The sequence below is a fragment of the Neorhizobium sp. NCHU2750 genome, from assembly GCF_003597675.1.
Taxonomy (GTDB): Bacteria; Pseudomonadota; Alphaproteobacteria; order Rhizobiales; family Rhizobiaceae; genus Neorhizobium.
In genome coordinates this window covers 1,438,351-1,453,969 of record NZ_CP030827.1, presented here as the reverse complement: position 1 = coordinate 1,453,969, position 15,619 = coordinate 1,438,351, and the positions used below count along the sequence as shown (strand labels likewise).

At 60.6% G+C, this 15,619-nt stretch carries 18 protein-coding genes; 6 read left to right on the top strand and 12 right to left on the bottom strand.

Translation table 11 applies throughout. The features are described 5' to 3' along the window. Positions 1 to 16: 16 nt before the first annotated feature. The gene (locus NCHU2750_RS07115; protein WP_119939802.1) at positions 17 to 331 is read left to right on the top strand and encodes a DUF1883 domain-containing protein; all 315 of its coding nucleotides are present in this window, start codon (positions 17 to 19) and stop codon (positions 329 to 331) included. Positions 332 to 342: 11 nt separating this feature from the next. On the opposite strand, the gene NCHU2750_RS07110 is transcribed toward NCHU2750_RS07115, so the two are convergent. Both NCHU2750_RS07110 and NCHU2750_RS07105 read right to left on the bottom strand, forming a co-directional pair. Next, on the bottom strand, positions 343 to 1,656 hold the full coding sequence (locus tag NCHU2750_RS07110) for a replication-associated recombination protein A (RefSeq protein WP_119939801.1): 1,314 nt from the start codon (positions 1,654 to 1,656) through the stop codon (positions 343 to 345). Next, complete coding sequence (locus NCHU2750_RS07105; RefSeq protein ID WP_119939800.1) at positions 1,653 to 3,056, bottom strand: DegQ family serine endoprotease; 1,404 nt, start codon at positions 3,054 to 3,056, stop codon at positions 1,653 to 1,655. Before NCHU2750_RS07105 ends, NCHU2750_RS07110 begins: the two co-directional genes overlap by 4 nt. 128 nt (positions 3,057 to 3,184) lie before the next feature. On the opposite strand from NCHU2750_RS07105, the gene NCHU2750_RS07100 reads away from it, so the two are divergent. The 3 genes from NCHU2750_RS07100 to NCHU2750_RS07090 all read left to right on the top strand — a co-directional run bounded on the left by NCHU2750_RS07100 (position 3,185) and on the right by NCHU2750_RS07090 (position 5,133). Continuing rightward, the gene (locus NCHU2750_RS07100; protein ID WP_502703841.1) at positions 3,185 to 3,559 is read left to right on the top strand and encodes a YkvA family protein; all 375 of its coding nucleotides are present in this window, start codon (positions 3,185 to 3,187) and stop codon (positions 3,557 to 3,559) included. A gap of 33 nt (positions 3,560 to 3,592) precedes the next feature. Beyond that, entirely contained in the window at positions 3,593 to 3,967 is a 375-nt protein-coding gene (locus NCHU2750_RS07095; RefSeq protein WP_245480354.1) for a lysozyme inhibitor LprI family protein, read from the top strand. Positions 3,968 to 4,206: 239 nt separating this feature from the next. After that, the gene (locus tag NCHU2750_RS07090; RefSeq protein ID WP_119939799.1) at positions 4,207 to 5,133 is read left to right on the top strand and encodes a bestrophin family protein; all 927 of its coding nucleotides are present in this window, start codon (positions 4,207 to 4,209) and stop codon (positions 5,131 to 5,133) included. Between the two features lie 64 nt (positions 5,134 to 5,197). Here NCHU2750_RS07090 and ilvD read toward each other — a convergent pair whose 3' ends face one another. Both ilvD and NCHU2750_RS07080 read right to left on the bottom strand, forming a co-directional pair. Next, positions 5,198 to 7,033 carry a dihydroxy-acid dehydratase gene (gene ilvD / locus NCHU2750_RS07085; RefSeq protein ID WP_119943065.1) on the bottom strand — a complete coding sequence of 612 codons (1,836 nt, stop codon included), beginning with the start codon at positions 7,031 to 7,033 and terminating at the stop codon, positions 5,198 to 5,200. 207 nt (positions 7,034 to 7,240) lie between these two features. Beyond that, on the bottom strand, positions 7,241 to 7,657 hold the full coding sequence (locus tag NCHU2750_RS07080) for a DUF4112 domain-containing protein (RefSeq protein WP_119939798.1): 417 nt from the start codon (positions 7,655 to 7,657) through the stop codon (positions 7,241 to 7,243). A gap of 191 nt (positions 7,658 to 7,848) precedes the next feature. Here NCHU2750_RS07080 and msrP point away from each other — a divergent pair, with 191 nt between their 5' ends. Together msrP and msrQ are read left to right on the top strand one after the other, a co-directional pair. After that, positions 7,849 to 8,790 (top strand): protein-methionine-sulfoxide reductase catalytic subunit MsrP, encoded by a 942-nt coding sequence (gene msrP / locus NCHU2750_RS07075; RefSeq protein ID WP_119939797.1) that lies wholly within the window; start codon positions 7,849 to 7,851, stop codon positions 8,788 to 8,790. A gap of 2 nt (positions 8,791 to 8,792) precedes the next feature. Next, on the top strand, positions 8,793 to 9,449 hold the full coding sequence (msrQ, locus tag NCHU2750_RS07070; RefSeq protein ID WP_119939796.1) for a protein-methionine-sulfoxide reductase heme-binding subunit MsrQ: 657 nt from the start codon (positions 8,793 to 8,795) through the stop codon (positions 9,447 to 9,449). Positions 9,450 to 9,455: 6 nt separating this feature from the next. Here msrQ and NCHU2750_RS07065 read toward each other — a convergent pair whose 3' ends face one another. The 8 genes from NCHU2750_RS07065 to secY all read right to left on the bottom strand — a co-directional run bounded on the left by NCHU2750_RS07065 (position 9,456) and on the right by secY (position 15,486). Next, the gene (locus NCHU2750_RS07065; protein WP_119939795.1) at positions 9,456 to 9,866 is read right to left on the bottom strand and encodes a DUF1801 domain-containing protein; all 411 of its coding nucleotides are present in this window, start codon (positions 9,864 to 9,866) and stop codon (positions 9,456 to 9,458) included. A gap of 152 nt (positions 9,867 to 10,018) precedes the next feature. After that, entirely contained in the window at positions 10,019 to 10,597 is a 579-nt protein-coding gene (locus NCHU2750_RS07060) for a DoxX family protein (protein WP_119939794.1), read from the bottom strand. A gap of 193 nt (positions 10,598 to 10,790) precedes the next feature. Next, complete coding sequence (rplQ, locus tag NCHU2750_RS07055; RefSeq protein WP_119939793.1) at positions 10,791 to 11,216, bottom strand: 50S ribosomal protein L17; 426 nt, start codon at positions 11,214 to 11,216, stop codon at positions 10,791 to 10,793. A gap of 45 nt (positions 11,217 to 11,261) precedes the next feature. Then, positions 11,262 to 12,272, bottom strand: a complete 1,011-nt coding sequence (locus tag NCHU2750_RS07050; RefSeq protein ID WP_119939792.1) for a DNA-directed RNA polymerase subunit alpha — start codon at positions 12,270 to 12,272, stop codon at positions 11,262 to 11,264. A 177-nt stretch (positions 12,273 to 12,449) separates the two neighbouring features. Next, positions 12,450 to 12,839, bottom strand: coding sequence for a 30S ribosomal protein S11 (gene rpsK, locus NCHU2750_RS07045; RefSeq protein ID WP_007766864.1), 390 nt, complete (start codon positions 12,837 to 12,839; stop codon positions 12,450 to 12,452). A gap of 114 nt (positions 12,840 to 12,953) precedes the next feature. Beyond that, positions 12,954 to 13,322 carry a 30S ribosomal protein S13 gene (gene rpsM / locus NCHU2750_RS07040; RefSeq protein ID WP_119939791.1) on the bottom strand — a complete coding sequence of 123 codons (369 nt, stop codon included), beginning with the start codon at positions 13,320 to 13,322 and terminating at the stop codon, positions 12,954 to 12,956. Positions 13,323 to 13,564: 242 nt separating this feature from the next. Continuing rightward, complete coding sequence (locus NCHU2750_RS07035; protein ID WP_119939790.1) at positions 13,565 to 14,149, bottom strand: adenylate kinase; 585 nt, start codon at positions 14,147 to 14,149, stop codon at positions 13,565 to 13,567. Then, on the bottom strand, positions 14,146 to 15,486 hold the full coding sequence (secY, locus tag NCHU2750_RS07030) for a preprotein translocase subunit SecY (RefSeq protein WP_119939789.1): 1,341 nt from the start codon (positions 15,484 to 15,486) through the stop codon (positions 14,146 to 14,148). Before secY ends, NCHU2750_RS07035 begins: the two co-directional genes overlap by 4 nt. Positions 15,487 to 15,619 lie beyond the last annotated feature (133 nt).

The window sequence follows — 15,619 nt, the reverse complement described above, 5'->3', positions numbered from 1 at the left end:
CATAATCGAGACAGACATGACGGGGCCGAATTTCCGCTTTACCCACTACGACCTCAACCTGCAGCGCGCCGGCATGGCGATTGAGGTGACGCTCAATGCGGTCAACAATGTGCGCCTGATGAATGCGGTCAATTTCCAGCGCTTTACCGAACGCCTCGATTTCAAATATGTCGGCGGCGTGGCCCGCAAATCGCCGGTGAGACTGGTCATTCCCGACAATGGCCACTGGCACATCATCGTCGATGCCGAAGGCCATCACGGGCTGGCGGAATCCTCGGTGAAGATGCTTGCCACACCGGCCATGCAGAGCCCGCAGAAAAAAGCTTCCTGACCTGGAGCAAATCAGGCGTTGCGTTCGCGGCGCAGTTTTGCCCACCAATCCAGACGCTTGCGGATCTCCCGCTCGAAGCCGCGCTCCGGCGGATCGTAAAAGGTCTGGCGTCCCATCTTTTCGGGAAAGTAATCCTGGCCGGAAAAAGCGTCGGGCTCGTCGTGGTCGTAGCGATAGCCGTCGTTATAGCCTTCCTGCTTCATCAGCTTGGTCGGCGCATTGAGGATATGCTTGGGTGGCAAAAGCGAGCCGTTTTCCTTGGCGGCCCGCATGGCGGACTTGAAGGCCGTGTAGACGCCATTGGATTTCGGCGCAGTAGCGAGATAGACGCAGGCATTGGCGAGCGCCAGTTCCCCTTCCGGCGAGCCGAGATAATCATAGGCGTCCTTGGCAGCGTTACAGACAACCAGCGCCTGCGGATCGGCAAGACCGATATCCTCCACCGCCATGCGCACCAGCCGGCGTCCGAGATAGAGCGGATCCTCGCCCGCATCGAACATGCGGCAGAGATAGTAAAGCGCTGCATCGGGGTCCGAGCCGCGCACCGACTTGTGCAGCGCGGAAATCAGATTGTAATGGCCGTCCTGCGCCTTGTCGTAGACGGGCGCGCGGCGCTGGACGATTTCGGTGAGGCCGGCCGTGTCGAACACCTCACCGGCCCTTGCCGCACGCCAGACCTCTTCGGCGAGCGTCAGCACGGCGCGACCATCGCCATCTGCCATGCGCACCAGCGCCTGCCTGGCGTCATCGTCGAGCGGCAGCGGCTTTCCCTCCACCTGTTCTGCCCGCTTGAGCAGCTCGGCGAGGCTTTCCTCGTCATGCGCCCTGAAGGTCAGGACGCGGGCGCGGGAGAGAAGAGCGGCGTTGAGTTCAAAGCTTGGATTTTCCGTCGTTGCGCCGACGAGAATGACCGTTCCGTCTTCCATGACAGGCAGGAAACTGTCCTGCTGGGCGCGGTTGAAACGGTGGATCTCGTCGACGAAGAGCAGGGTCTGGCGGCCATCCATGCGCCTGAGCCTTGCCGCCTCGAATACCTTTTTCAGATCGGCAACACCAGAAAAAATCGCCGAGATCTGCTCGAAGGCGAGGCCCGTCTCGCCCGACAAAAGACGGGCGACCGTCGTCTTGCCGGTACCGGGCGGGCCCCAGAAGATCATCGAGCCGAGCGTGCCCGAAGCAATCATGCGGCGAAGCGCACCGTCCTCTCCCGTCAGATGCGGCTGGCCGGTGACCTCGGCAAGCGAGGTGGGCCGCAGTCGGTCCGCCAGAGGTCTCCTATTGGCGACATCATCGGGAAGACGGGGAGAGAACAGGTCGCCGCTCATCGGAAAAATTGCCGGATACGCTGGCCGTCCCGTTCGATCTCGACCCGCCAGAAGCCCGGATCCTGGGCCAGCATGTCCTGCATGGCCTTGGTCGACTTGACGTCCTTACCGTTGATCGAGACGACGATATCGTTCGGCTGGAAGCCAAGGCGGTCGGAAGGCGAGCCGCTGGTGACCGAGGTGATGATCACCCCCGTCTCGTCGGTGGAGACATGCAGTTCGGTCGCAAGCTTCGGCGACAGGTTGGCCACATGCAGGCCGGCGAAGGGGTTGCGTCCCTCGATCTGGCGTTCGTCGCGCGGAACCGTCTCCGGCGCGGTATCGAGTGCCAGCGTCATCTTCTTCTCGCCGTCACCGGTCTGCACCGTCAGGTCGGCCTTGCCGCCGAGGCCGGCCGTGGTGAGGCGATAACCGAGCGCATCGGGATGTTCGACAGAAATGCCGTTGACGGCGGTGATCACTTCACCCGGCTTCAGGCCTGCCTTGTCGGCCGGTCCGCCTTCGACGGTGCGAACCACCAGCGCGCCGCGAGCGGCTTTGAGGCCGAGCGCCTCGGCAATATCCGAGGTGACGGCATCGAACGTGGCGCCGACATAGGGGCGATCGAAGGTCGTCTTGCCATCGGCCGCGGCGGCGAGAAAGACTTTCACAAGATTGGCGGGAATGGCGAAACCGACGCCGTTGGAGCCGCCACCGCGGGAGAAGATCGCCGTGTTGATGCCGATCAGCTCGCCCTTCATGTTCATCAACGCGCCACCGGAATTGCCCGGATTGATCGCCGCGTCGGTCTGGATGAAGAAGCCGAAATCGCCGTCGGTGATCTGGTTGCGGGCGAGACCAGAGACAATGCCGCTCGTCACGGTCTGGCCGACACCGAACGGGTTGCCGATGGCGAGAACGAGGTCGCCAACTTCGGCGCTATCGGAATTGCCGATCGGCAGGACGGGAAAGTTCTCCTTGGCCTTGATCCGCAGGACCGCGAGATCGACGCTTTCGTCCTTCAGCACGACATCGCAGGGAAATTCGCGTCCATCGGCAAGCGCGATCTTGATGTCGTCGGCGCCCTTGATGACGTGGTAGTTGGTCATTACCAGTCCGTCATGCGAGAGAATGACACCGGAACCGAGCGAGGATTGCTTTTGCGAGCGGTTCGGCATGCGCTGGCCGAAGAACTGGTCGAAGAAGGGGTCTCCCGTCAGCGAGGCAGGCCGCTGCACCACCCGTTCGGCATAGACATTGACCACCGCACCGGCCGTCTGCTTGACCAGCGGCGAGAAGGACATCTGCATCTCTTCGCGGCTTTGCGGCACGGTTTTGGCGTCCTGCGCAAAGGAGGCTGCGGGACAAATCACAGCCAGGGCGACAAGACCGACCGACATATGCTTGAACAGGCTGAGCATTTGATTCCTCTTCATAAAATTCCGCATGGAGTTTTAGCGTTGCAGGCAGGAAAAGAAAGATGTCCGACGGCCGGAGGAGCAGTATCGTGCTCACTCATCCGGATATCGGCCACATGTGCGGAAAGAAGATGCTGAAAGAGGCAAAAACATGGGCAAAGGCGCTAAAACGCGATGTGATGGCGTTGTGGATCGCGGCAAGGGATCCGCGCGTGCCGCTTGCCGCCAAAATCACCGCCGGTGCGGTGGCGGCCTATGCGCTTTCCCCCGTCGATCTCATTCCCGATTTCATTCCGGTTCTCGGCTATCTCGACGACCTTATCCTAGTACCGCTCGGCATCCTCATGGCCATCCGTCTGGTACCGGTTGAGCTGATGGCGGAGTTCCGGCTGGAGGCGGCCCGGCGTTCCGGCCGGCCTGTCAGCCGCGCGGGGTTGGCAGCCATCCTTGCCATCTGGCTTTGCTGCATCATCTTCCTCGTCTGGCGCCTGAAGGATTTTTTCTGATCAGGCCGCGATGACAGATCAGGATGTAACACGATGAAACGACAGTTCGCCGCACTCAGCCTCACGGGCGCCCTCATTGTCAGCCTTTTCGGCGGCTTCGGCGCTGCCCTTCCCTCTCCTGCAGCAGCCGCCAGCTTCGATTGCGAGCGGGCCGACCTTGCTGCCGACGAGAAGGTGATCTGCGACACGCGCACGCTCAACGATGCCGACGTGAAGATGGCGACGACCTTCGACATCCTGACCAGCCTGCTTGCGATGGGCAATCGCGACCAGTTGAAGGACGAACAAAGCGCATGGCTGAAGAAGCGGCAGGCCTGCGGCGCCGATGCTGCCTGCCTGACGGATGCCTATGCCGAGCGGATGAAGCAGCTCAACAAGGCCTATGAGGGCCTCAGCCGGCCGCTCTGACGGGGTCGCATTGATCTGAAACAAGCCCTTCATCAGATTGCATGCGGCCTTCCGCCGCATGCCCAAGCTTCCACTATCCAGCCGCGCCGCCAATCGACTAGTTTGACTGCGTCGCATGGTCGCGAGCGGATATCCCGAGGGCAATACGGGAGCGGGATTTCGTCAACGGCCGGTGGCCGGGTCCGGCCCGTGGTCCGGATACACCCCTCCCGCATCCAGCCTTTTCGGCAGTCCATCCAATGATCATTCGTGAACGTCCGAACCTTGCGCAGCTTTTCTTCATCCTGCGCGGTTCAGTCATCCTGCGCGTTTTTCCGCAAATCCTTGTCGTCATGGCGATGTCCGCCATGATCGTGTGGGGGCATAGAGAAGCCCCGCAATTCGTGCCGTCGGTTGCCGGCGCTCCCTTCGCCCTGATCGGCATCGCCCTCTCGATTTTTCTCAGCTTCCGCAACAGCGCCTGCTACGACCGCTGGTGGGAGGCGCGCAAATTATGGGGCGAACTGCTCGCCGTCAGCCGCCACCTCGCACGCCAGACGGAATTGTTCGAAGAACGCAGTGACGAGGCACGCCAGGGCCGCCGCGCGATCCTGCTGCTGGCCGTCGCCTTGACCGACGAGACGGTGAAGTACCTGCGTGGCGGGGACTGTCCCAACAACAGCACGATGCGGCTCCTGCCCGCCGACGTGGCCAGCGCTGTCAAGGCGTCCCGTCATCCGCCGAACGAGATCATCAACCGCATGGGCCGCGAGTTGATCAGGCTGCAGAATGCCAGGCTGATTACCGATATCGAATTCACGCTGTTCGACCGGACCGTCACCCGCCTTGCCGACGCGGTTGCCGCCTGCGAGCGCCTGAGAAATACGCCAGTGCCGTTCGGCTATACGCTTCTCATCCACCGCACGGCGCATCTCTTCTGCTTCATGGTGCCGTTCGGTTTCGCCGATGTGCTGGGCCTGGTGACACCACTCGCGGCCGGCCTCGTCGCCTACACGTTCTTCGGCCTCGATGCCCTGGGCGACGAATTGGAGGAGCCCTTCGGCACGATGCCGAACGACCTGCCGATCAACGCCATCTCGACCGTGATCGAGATCGAGACACGCAGCATGCTCGGCGAAACCGACCTGCCGCCGAAGCCCGAACCGGATCGCTACATTCTGATGTGATGGCAATATCCGCCGGATAAACCGAAAAGGCCGGCATGAATGCCGGCCTTGTCTTTTGGGATTTTTACTCCGGCAGGATCCGGACCGCGCCCTTGTCTGCAGACGCTGCGAAGGCGGCGTAGGCCTTGAGCGCCGTGGTGACGTTGCGCTTGCGGGGAGCAGCAGGCTTCCAGCCGAGCGTATCCTGCTCGTGGCGGCGTGCGGCGAGTTCGTTGTCTGAAACCTTGAGGTTGATCGTGCGGTTCGGGATGTCGATCTCGATCATGTCACCCGGCTGGACGAGGCCGATGGCACCGCCCTGAGCTGCTTCCGGCGAGGCATGGCCGATGGACAGGCCGGACGTGCCGCCGGAGAAGCGACCGTCGGTGATCAGCGCGCAGGCCTTTCCGAGGCCCTTCGACTTCAGGTAGCTCGTAGGATAGAGCATTTCCTGCATGCCGGGGCCGCCCTTGGGGCCTTCATAGCGGATGACGACGACGTCACCGGCCTTGACCTCGTTGCCGAGAATGCCCTTCACGGCGGCATCCTGGCTTTCGAAGACGACGGCCGGGCCAGTGAATTTCAGGATCGATTCGTCGACACCCGCGGTCTTCACGATGCAGCCATCGAGCGCGATGTTGCCGTAGAGAACGGCTAGGCCGCCATCCTTGGAGAACGGGTGTTCGACCGAGCGGATGACGCCCTTTTCGCCATCGGCGTCGAGATCATCCCAGCGCGAGGACTGCGAGAAGGCGACCTGGGTCGGCACGCCGCCGGGCGCCGCCTTGAAGAAGGTGCGGACAGTTTCGGAATTGGTGCGGGTGATGTCCCAGCGGTCGATGGCATCGCCGAGGGTGGCCTCGTGGACGGTGACGCAATCCCGGTTGATCAGGCCGCCACGGTCGAGTTCGCCCAGAATACGCATGATTCCGCCAGCACGGTGGACATCTTCCATATGGACGTCCTGCTTGGCCGGCGCGACCTTCGACAGGCAGGGAACCTTGCGCGACAGCTTGTCGATATCTTCCATGCCGAAATCGACGCCGCCTTCATAGGCAGCCGCCAGGATGTGCAGGACGGTATTGGTCGAACCACCCATGGCGATATCGAGCGACATGGCGTTTTCGAAAGCCTGCTTGGTGGCGATGTTGCGCGGCAGGACGCTTGCGTCATCCTGCTCGTAATAGCGGCGGGCGAGATCGACGATCAGGTGGCCGGCCTCGACGAACAGGCGCTTGCGGTCCGAATGGGTGGCGAGCGTCGAACCGTTGCCGGGCAGAGACAGGCCGAGCGCCTCGGTCAGGCAGTTCATCGAATTGGCGGTGAACATGCCGGAGCACGAGCCGCAGGTGGGACAGGCAGAGCGTTCGATGACGGCGACGTCTTCGTCTGAAATCTTGTCGTCGGCGGCGGCGACCATGGCATCGACCAGATCGAGGGCAACCTTCTTGCCGTGCAGCGTGACCTTACCGGCTTCCATCGGGCCACCGGAGACGAAGACGGCCGGGATGTTGAGGCGCATCGCTGCGTTCAGCATGCCGGGGGTGATCTTGTCGCAGTTGGAGATGCAGACCATGGCATCGGCGCAGTGGGCGTTGACCATGTATTCGACCGAGTCGGCGATGATTTCGCGCGAGGGCAGCGAATAGAGCATGCCGTCATGGCCCATGGCGATACCATCATCGACGGCGATCGTGTCGAATTCCTTGGCGACGCCGCCGGCTGCCTCGATCTCACGGGCAACGAGCTGGCCGAGGTCCTTGAGATGGACGTGGCCGGGCACGAACTGGGTGAAGGAATTGACGACCGCGATGATCGGCTTGCCGAAATCGCCGTCCTTCATGCCGGTGGCGCGCCAAAGGCCGCGCGCGCCGGCCATGTTGCGGCCGTGGGTCGTGGTTCTCGAACGATAGACTGGCATGGATATTTCCTCGCTCCACATCAATTGGGCCACATCAATCTGGCCGGTGCCTTCGGCTTCTCCGGAAGCAGGCATTGTACCTGCTTCCATAAAGACGCGCAAAAGGCCCATTATTTGAGGCTCTCCTAGCCGGACCCGCGCCTCATGTCACTGCCATATTGCGGCAAAACAGTACGGTACGGTACGGTTCGGATATTTTCTTGCCGGCTAGCGCCGCAAATCCTCCGGCCGCACGTCGAAATGGTCGAGGATGATATCGAGGTTGCGGCGGTTCGACTTGAAGAAAAGGTCGAAGAGATCGCCGGCGACCGGCACGGAGCCCAGGACGCTATCTGCCGCTATGTTGGCGAGCATCCGCACGAGCTTATCGACCGGCATGCCCATGCGGCGCGCCTCGTTGACGATATAGAGACCGACGATCGCACCGCCGGCATCGCCGATGACGGGGACGAGACCAAAGACCGAATCGGCACCGAAACGGATACCGGTTCCGGGAATGCGGATTGCCGTATCCATAAGCCGGGCAATGCCATTGAGCCGGCGCAGGCGACGCAGTTGCTCGACACGATCGAGTCCATCGTCGACAAATCGTTCGCTTGCGGCATCCCAGGTCCTTGTGGCCATCTGTGCTCCCTTTCAGTTTGCATGAGTACAAATGAATATTGGTGCCGTCCGTTCCAAGGGTGTGGCGAGGCGAGTTGGCGGATTTTCTCACGCAAACGTGGTTTTGACGAATATCAGAAAGCCTGTGAAACCTTATTCATCGCATTTACGTATAGGATGAGGAAAGGCACGACGTCCAAGGAGACACAGACATGCCCGCCTATCGCCCGCCGCATATTCGCCCGTCCGAAATCACCCCGAGGGAAATCTACGTCTCCCGCCGCAAGTTCATCGGCACTGCGGCCGCCGCCGGCCTGTTGCTGAGCGCCGGCGAGACGCTGGCATCACCGCTTGCCAGCGTTCCCGGACCCTACAAGCTGGACGAGAAGCTGACGCCATTGAAGGCGGTGACGACCTATAACAATTTCTACGAATTCGGGGTCAACAAGGAAGATCCGTCGCAGAATTCTGGAAGCTTCAAGCCGACGCCGTGGTCGGTGAAGGTGGAAGGCCTTGTCGGCAAGCCGAAGGAATTCGGGCTCGACGAAATCCTCAAGATGAAGCTTGAGGACCGCACCTACCGGATGCGCTGCGTCGAAGGCTGGTCGATGGTCATCCCGTGGATCGGTTTCCCGCTGTCGGCCATACTTGACCAGGTCGAACCACTCGGCAGTGCGAAATACGTCGCCTTCGAAACGGTCGTGCGGCCGGAAGAAATGCCCGGCCAGAGCGGCTTCCTGCAGCCCCTGCCCTGGCCCTATGTCGAGGGGCTCAGAATGGACGAGGCGCGCCACCCGCTGACCATTCTCGCCGTCGGGCTTTATGGCGAGACGCTGCCTAACCAGAACGGCGCGCCGATCCGGCTGGTGGTTCCGTGGAAATACGGGTTCAAGGGCATCAAGTCGATCGTCAAGATCACGCTTGTCGAGAAGCAGCCGGAAACCACCTGGAAGAATTCTAACGCCCGCGAATACGGCTTCTATTCCAACGTCAATCCGGCCGTCGACCACCCGCGCTGGAGCCAGGCAACGGAGCAGCGGATCGGCGAAGGCGGCTTCTTCGGCACCAAGCGCGTCGACACCCTGCCCTTCAACGGTTATGGCGACGAAGTGGCAAGCCTCTATACCGGCATGGACCTGAGGGTGAATTACTGACCATGGCACCGCTCGCAACAGCCATACCTGCGCTACCCCGCAAATATCATGCGGCCAGCATATGGGCGCTCTATGTGATCGGCCTCTGTCCAGCTGCCTGGTATTTCTATCAGGCGGCAACCGGTGGGCTGGGCTTCAATCCGGTCAAGGAATTCGAGCATCTTCTCGGCACCTGGGCGCTGCGGTTGATCATCGCGACGCTGGCGATCACGCCGCTGCGCGATCTTGTCGGCATCAACTGGGTGCGCTACCGGCGGGCGCTGGGGCTTCTCGCCTTCTACTATGTGGTCATGCATTTTTCGGTCTATCTGCTGCTCGACCTGCAGCTGAATTTCGGCGCGGTGGGCGGCGATATCGCAAGGCGTCCCTATATCACCATTGGCTTTGCGGCTCTCGTGTTCCTCGTGCCTTTGGCCGTAACATCGAACAACTGGTCGATCCGCAAGCTCGGCCAGGCCTGGATCCGGCTTCACAAGCTGATCTACCTGATCGCCGTCGGCGGCGCGGTGCATTATGTGATGGCGGTCAAGTCCGTGACGCTCGGGCCGTTCGTGCATGTGGCACTGATTGCGCTGCTCGTGGCCTACCGGCTGATCCGGCGGCCGCTGCTCAACTGGAAACGCGGACGGCGGCCTCAGATGAAGCCCGCGCGCGGATAGCCGCAGTCAGCGCCCCTTCTTCCCCTTCTTCGACAGATTGAACGCTGCCGCGCTGCGGATGAGTTGCAAGAATGCCTGCTCGTCGATCCGATCGTCCTCATGCAGATCGATCGCTCGGCGGGCATTGCCTTCAAGGCTGGCGTTGAACAGGCGAGCGGGATCTGCCAGCGAGGCCCCGTGGACAAAGGTCAGCTTGACGGCCGCCTTGTAGGTCTCGCCGGTGCAGATGATGCCATCTTTCTCCCAGACCGGCACGCCCCGCCATTTCCATGTCTCAACGATTTCGGGCACGGCCCGATGGATCAATGCGCGGACATGGGCCAGTTTTTCTCCCCGCCAGTCGGCCAGTTCGGCAATCCGCCGATCGATCAATGTCGACGGCGCCTCCGCGCCATTTTCTCCCTCAGGCTTTGCCATCTCGCTCCTCCGGTATCAGTCACCGGATCATAGCGATGCGTTCGCCCGCGTCCAGCAAAGCGGGTGCAGCAGCCTACCATCGGAACGAAACGGGGGCCCAGCCCTGAAGCTGCGCCCCCGTCTCTTAAATCCGACCCAAATCGAGACTGTCTTCAGAACTGCTTCCTGAACAGAAGACGGTCGAGCGAGAGATAGCCGCCGCCGAAGGCTGCGAAGATGAAGGCGCCGCCGGTCCAGAAGAGCGAATTCTGTTCTGCCTTTTCCTGAACTTGATGGAAGAAGGCGGCGCCGCCATCGGCCAACCGCACCACGCCGTTCTGAGTGAAGAAGTCGCTGCCGGCCTTCAATGCGTCGATCCCAGCCTGGGTAAGCACCGCCCCGCCATAGGGATGAGAAAAATGATACCAGAGCGTGATTGCCAGCATCACGCCATTTGCCAGTGCGGTAGGACGGGTGAACAGCCCGAGTGCGATCAGCAGGCCGCCAAAGACCTGCATGACGGCCAGCACCGGAGACCAGAGCCAGCCCGGATAAAAGCCGAGATTTTCGACGAAACCGACCTGCGCCAGCGGCGCCATCAGCTTCGGCCAGCCTTCCAGGACCAGCATACCGCCGACCGCCACGCGGAAAATGCTCCAGGCCATGGGCTGGGCGAGCCTCTCATAGAAGCCGCCGAGAGCGGGAATGATCAGGTCCTTGCGTTCGTTTTCGAAGATCGGTGTGTATGCCATTGTCGTCCCTCACAGCCCCGCTGGTTTGCATGGGATGACACTACGCCGGGCCTGCCCTCGATCATTGATTGCCGTCAATCTCCGTGGCGGGCGATTTGGCTCGTTGCCGCCTGAACACCAGGAAAGCGCACAAACGCGAAAAGGCCGGGCGTTTCCACCCGGCCTTTTCGAATGCTCGATCGATGATCGAAACTTAAGCGGCTTCGGCAGCGTCTGCTTCAGCGGCAGCGCGGGCCTTGTCGGCTGCGCCCTTGGCAGTGACGTCGCGTTCAACGAACTCGATGACTGCGAGCGGAGCGTTGTCGCCCTGACGGTAGCCAGCCTTCATGATACGCAGGTAGCCGCCGTTGCGGGTTGCGTAGCGCGAAGCGATGACGTCGAACAGCTTGCGAACGGCGTCCTGGTCCTGAACCTGGGAGATCGCCTGGCGACGAGCGTGCAGGTCGCCGCGCTTGCCGAGCGTGACGAGCTTTTCGACGATCGGGCGAATTTCCTTCGCCTTCGGCAGGGTGGTTACGATCTGCTCATGTGTGATGAGCGAGGCAGCCATGTTGGTGAACATAGCCTTGCGGTGGCTTGCGGTGCGGTTAAGCTTGCGGCCGGATTTTCCGTGGCGCATATCTGGTCTCCTTCACTTGCAGGCATTCGCCTGCAGTCTGATTAATTAGTACTGGTCTTCGTAACGCTTAGCGAGGTCTTCGATGTTTTCCGGCGGCCATGCAGGAACTTCCATACCAAGATGGAGGCCCATGGATGCCAGAACTTCCTTGATCTCGTTCAGCGACTTGCGACCGAAATTCGGAGTGCGCAGCATTTCCGCCTCGGTCTTCTGGATGAGGTCGCCGATATAAACGATGTTGTCGTTCTTCAGGCAGTTGGCCGAACGGACGGAGAGTTCCAGTTCGTCGACCTTCTTGAGGAGAGCCGGGTTGAACGCGAGTTCAGTGACCGATTCCTCTTCAGCTTCCTTCTGCGGTTCGTCGAAGTTGACGAATACAGCAAGCTGATCCTGAAGGATGCGAGCGGCGAAGGCTACGGCGTCTTCACCCGTGACCGAGCCATCGGTTTCGATGGTCATGGTCAGCTTGTCGTAGTCGAGAACCTGGCCTTCGCGGGTGTTTTCCACCTTGTAGGACACTTTCTTGACCGGCGAGTAGAGGCTGTCGACCGGGATCAAGCCGATCGGGGCATCCTCTGCACGGTTACGCTCGGCCGGGACGTAGCCCTTGCCGTTGTTGACCGTGAATTCCATGCGGATCTCCGCGCCGTCGTCCAGCGTGCAGATCACGTGGTCGGGGTTCAGGATCTCGATGTCGCCAACCGTCTGGATATCGCCAGCGGTCACGGCACCAGGGCCCTGCTTGCGCACGACCATGCGCTTCGGATCATCGCCGTCCATCTTGATGGCGATTTCCTTGATGTTGAGCACGATGTCCGTCACATCTTCCCGGACGCCCGGGATGGAGGAGAACTCGTGCAGAACGCCGTCGATCTGGACTGCCGTGACAGCAGCACCGCGGAGCGACGACAGAAGCACGCGACGCAGCGCGTTGCCGAGCGTCAGGCCGAAGCCGCGCTCAAGGGGTTCGGCAACCAGCGTTGCCTTGGTGCGACCGGACGAGGTGAATTCCACCTTGTTCGGCTTAATCAGTTCCTGCCAGTTCTTCTGGATCATGACCTACTTACCTTCCGTTCGTTGCCACCATCCAATCGTGGCAACCGAGCACGAGGAACACCGGAAAATACCCTTCCGGCGATACGGTGAAAGCCGCCTCGCAACTTTCCAGAGGCGAAGCGGCTATTCCCCGAGTTCAGATGAGTCTCGCCAAAAAAGCGAGCCCCAATACGTCCATTAGACGCGGCGCTTCTTGCGCGGGCGGCAACCGTTGTGCGGGATCGGCGTGACGTCACGGATCGAGGTGATCATGAAGCCGGCAGCCTGGAGAGCGCGAAGTGCCGATTCACGACCGGAACCCGGACCGCAAACTTCGACTTCAAGCGACTTCATGCCATGTTCCTGAGCCTTCTTGGCGCAGTCTTCGGCAGCGATCTGAGCAGCAAACGGGGTCGACTTACGCGAACCCTTGAAGCCCTTTGCACCGGCGGACGACCAGGCAATAGCATTGCCCTGCGCGTCGGTAATGGTGATCATGGTGTTGTTGAAGGTAGAATTGACGTGGGCAACGCCCGACGTGATATTCTTGCGTTCGCGACGACGAACGCGGGTGGCTTCCTTGGCCATTTTATCCCTTTCGTTGATCTCTGCACCGCCGTAGTTCCAGCGGCTCCACCTTGGAACGAATGATCGCTAGAGAAGCGGACAGGATGCTGTCCGCCTTGCGACATCCATCCAAAATTACTTCTTCTTACCAGCGATTGCCTTGGCCGGACCCTTGCGGGTACGAGCGTTGGTGTGGGTGCGCTGACCGCGGACCGGAAGGCCACGACGGTGACGCAGACCACGGTAGCAACCGAGGTCCATGAGGCGCTTGATGTTCATCGCGGTTTCGCGACGAAGATCGCCTTCGACATGGTAGTCGCGGTCGATGGTTTCGCGGATCTGAAGAATTTCAGAATCCGTCAGCTGATGGACGCGCTTTTCAGCCGGAAGACCGACCTTGTCCATGATTTCCTGCGCAAATTTCGGGCCGATCCCGTGAATGTAGGTCAGCGCGATAACAACGCGCTTCGCAGTCGGGATGTTGACGCCAGCGATACGTGCCACGTCTATTCTCCTTGCGTTCCGGTTGCCATCCGGCAAGCGGTACTTCTTCCATGATAGCAGCCTGATCAAGGCCACCAGTTCAACAACACCAAACGAGACAGCTCAAAAAGATCAGCCCCGGATTTCCTTGCGGAGATCCGCGCCAATCGCTCAAGTCTGTCGCGAGTTGGCGCGGTGTTTAACGGAATCAGCGCTGAAATGCAACCGCCGAGCCCGAGATTCTTTAACAGACCTGTGACAGCTCAAAGAGCCGAAAGGATCTTTTCGATTTCGGCGGTCACGGCGGTTACGTCAGCCATGCCGTCGATCGTCTTCAACTGCCCGATCTCTTCGTAGTGAGCCGAAAGCGGAGCAGTCTTTTCGCGATATTCGACCAGACGCTTCTTGAAAGCTTCCGGCATATCGTCGGCGCGAACCTTGCCGCCGGCGGCGATGGTTTCGGCGACGCGGTTTTCGATTCGGCCCATCAGGGCCCCTTCGTCCACCTTGAGCTCGATGACCGCATCCAGGGGGCTTCCCTTTTCCTGCAGCATCTTATCCAGCGCGATGGCCTGGGGCACGGTGCGCGGATAGCCATCCAGGATGAAGCCCTTTGAACAGTCATCCAGATCAATACGCTCGGCGACGATGGCATTGACGATATCGTCGGAGACGAGCTGGCCGGCGTCCATGACAGCCTTGGCCTTCAGGCCGATCTCCGTACCGGCTTCCTTGGCGGCACGAAGCATGTCACCCGTGGAAAGCTGCGGAATACCGTATTTTTCAGTCAGCAGCTTTGCCTGCGTACCCTTGCCGGCGCCGGGTGGCCCCAAAAATATAAGTCTCATCGTCCCCTCTTTCCTCCGCGCAGCTTCGACTTCTTGATCAGACCCTCATACTGCTGCGCAATGAGATGTCCCTGGATCTGTGCAACCGTATCGAGGGTTACACTGACAACAATCAAAAGCGAAGTACCACCAAGGGCTAATGGGATGCCGGTACGGGCAATCAGAAACTCTGGCAGAATGCAGACGAAGACGAGGTAGATCGCACCGATAACCGTGATGCGGGTCAACACGTAGTCAATATACTGGGCGGTACGCTCACCCGGGCGGATCCCCGGAATGAAGCCACCGTGTTTCTTCAGATTATCGGCCGTATCCTTCGGATTGAAGACGATGGCCGTGTAGAAGAAGGCAAAGAAGGCAATCAGCAGGCCGTAGAGCAGCATGAACAGCGGCTGGCCATGGCCAAGTGCTGCGATAGCGGCTGTTGCCCATGCAGGCATGCCGGCGCCACCGGCAAAACCGGCAGCCGTTGCAGGCAGAAGCAGCAGCGACGATGCGAAGATCGCCGGGATGACGCCCGACGTATTGAGCTTCAGCGGCAGGTGCGAGGTATCGCCCTGGAACATGCGGTTGCCGACCTGGCGCTTCGGATACTGGATCAGAAGGCGACGCTGGGCACGTTCCACGAAGACGATGAGCGCGATGACGCAGATCGCCACGACGAGGACGAGGAGAATCAGTCCGGTCGAGAGCGCGCCGGTACGGCCGAGTTCGAGCGTGCTGGCGAGAGCCGTCGGCAGGCCTGCTGCAATACCGGAGAAGATGATCAGCGAAATACCGTTGCCGATACCGCGCGAGGTGATCTGCTCGCCAAGCCACATCAGGAACATCGTGCCGCCAAGAAGCGTAACGACGGTCGAGAGGCGGAAGAACCAGCCCGGATCGGTGACGATCCCCTGCCCTGCCTCAAGGCCGGCGGCAATGCCGTAAGCCTGCAGCGCGCCGAGGATGACGGTGCCGTAGCGGGTATACTGGTTGATGATCTTGCGGCCCGCCTCGCCTTCCTTCTTGAGGTTCTCAAGCGAAGGAACGACGGAGGTCATCAGCTGAACGATGATCGAGGCCGAGATATAGGGCATGATTCCGAGCGCGAAGATCGCCATGCGCTGGACGGCGCCGCCGGAAAACATGTTGAAAAGACCGAGGATACCACCGGCCTGACCGTTGAAGGCCTGCGCATACGCATCGGGGTTGAGGCCCGGAAGCGGAATATGCGTACCAAGGCGATAAACGAGGAGAGCAGCGAGGGTGAACCACAGCCGCTTCTTGAGATCCTCAGCCTTGGCGAAGGTCGAAAAATTGAGATTGGAGGCAAGTTGTTCCGCTGCAGAAGCCATGCATTTCTCCGCCCGATCATCCTCGGCCGGCTAAAATAACAGCCCTGGCCGGAAAGCGATCGTAAATTCTGGTTCAAAAAACCGGGCGCGGAGATTGCGGCAGCAATCGGGTGCCTCACCCTGTTTTCATGTG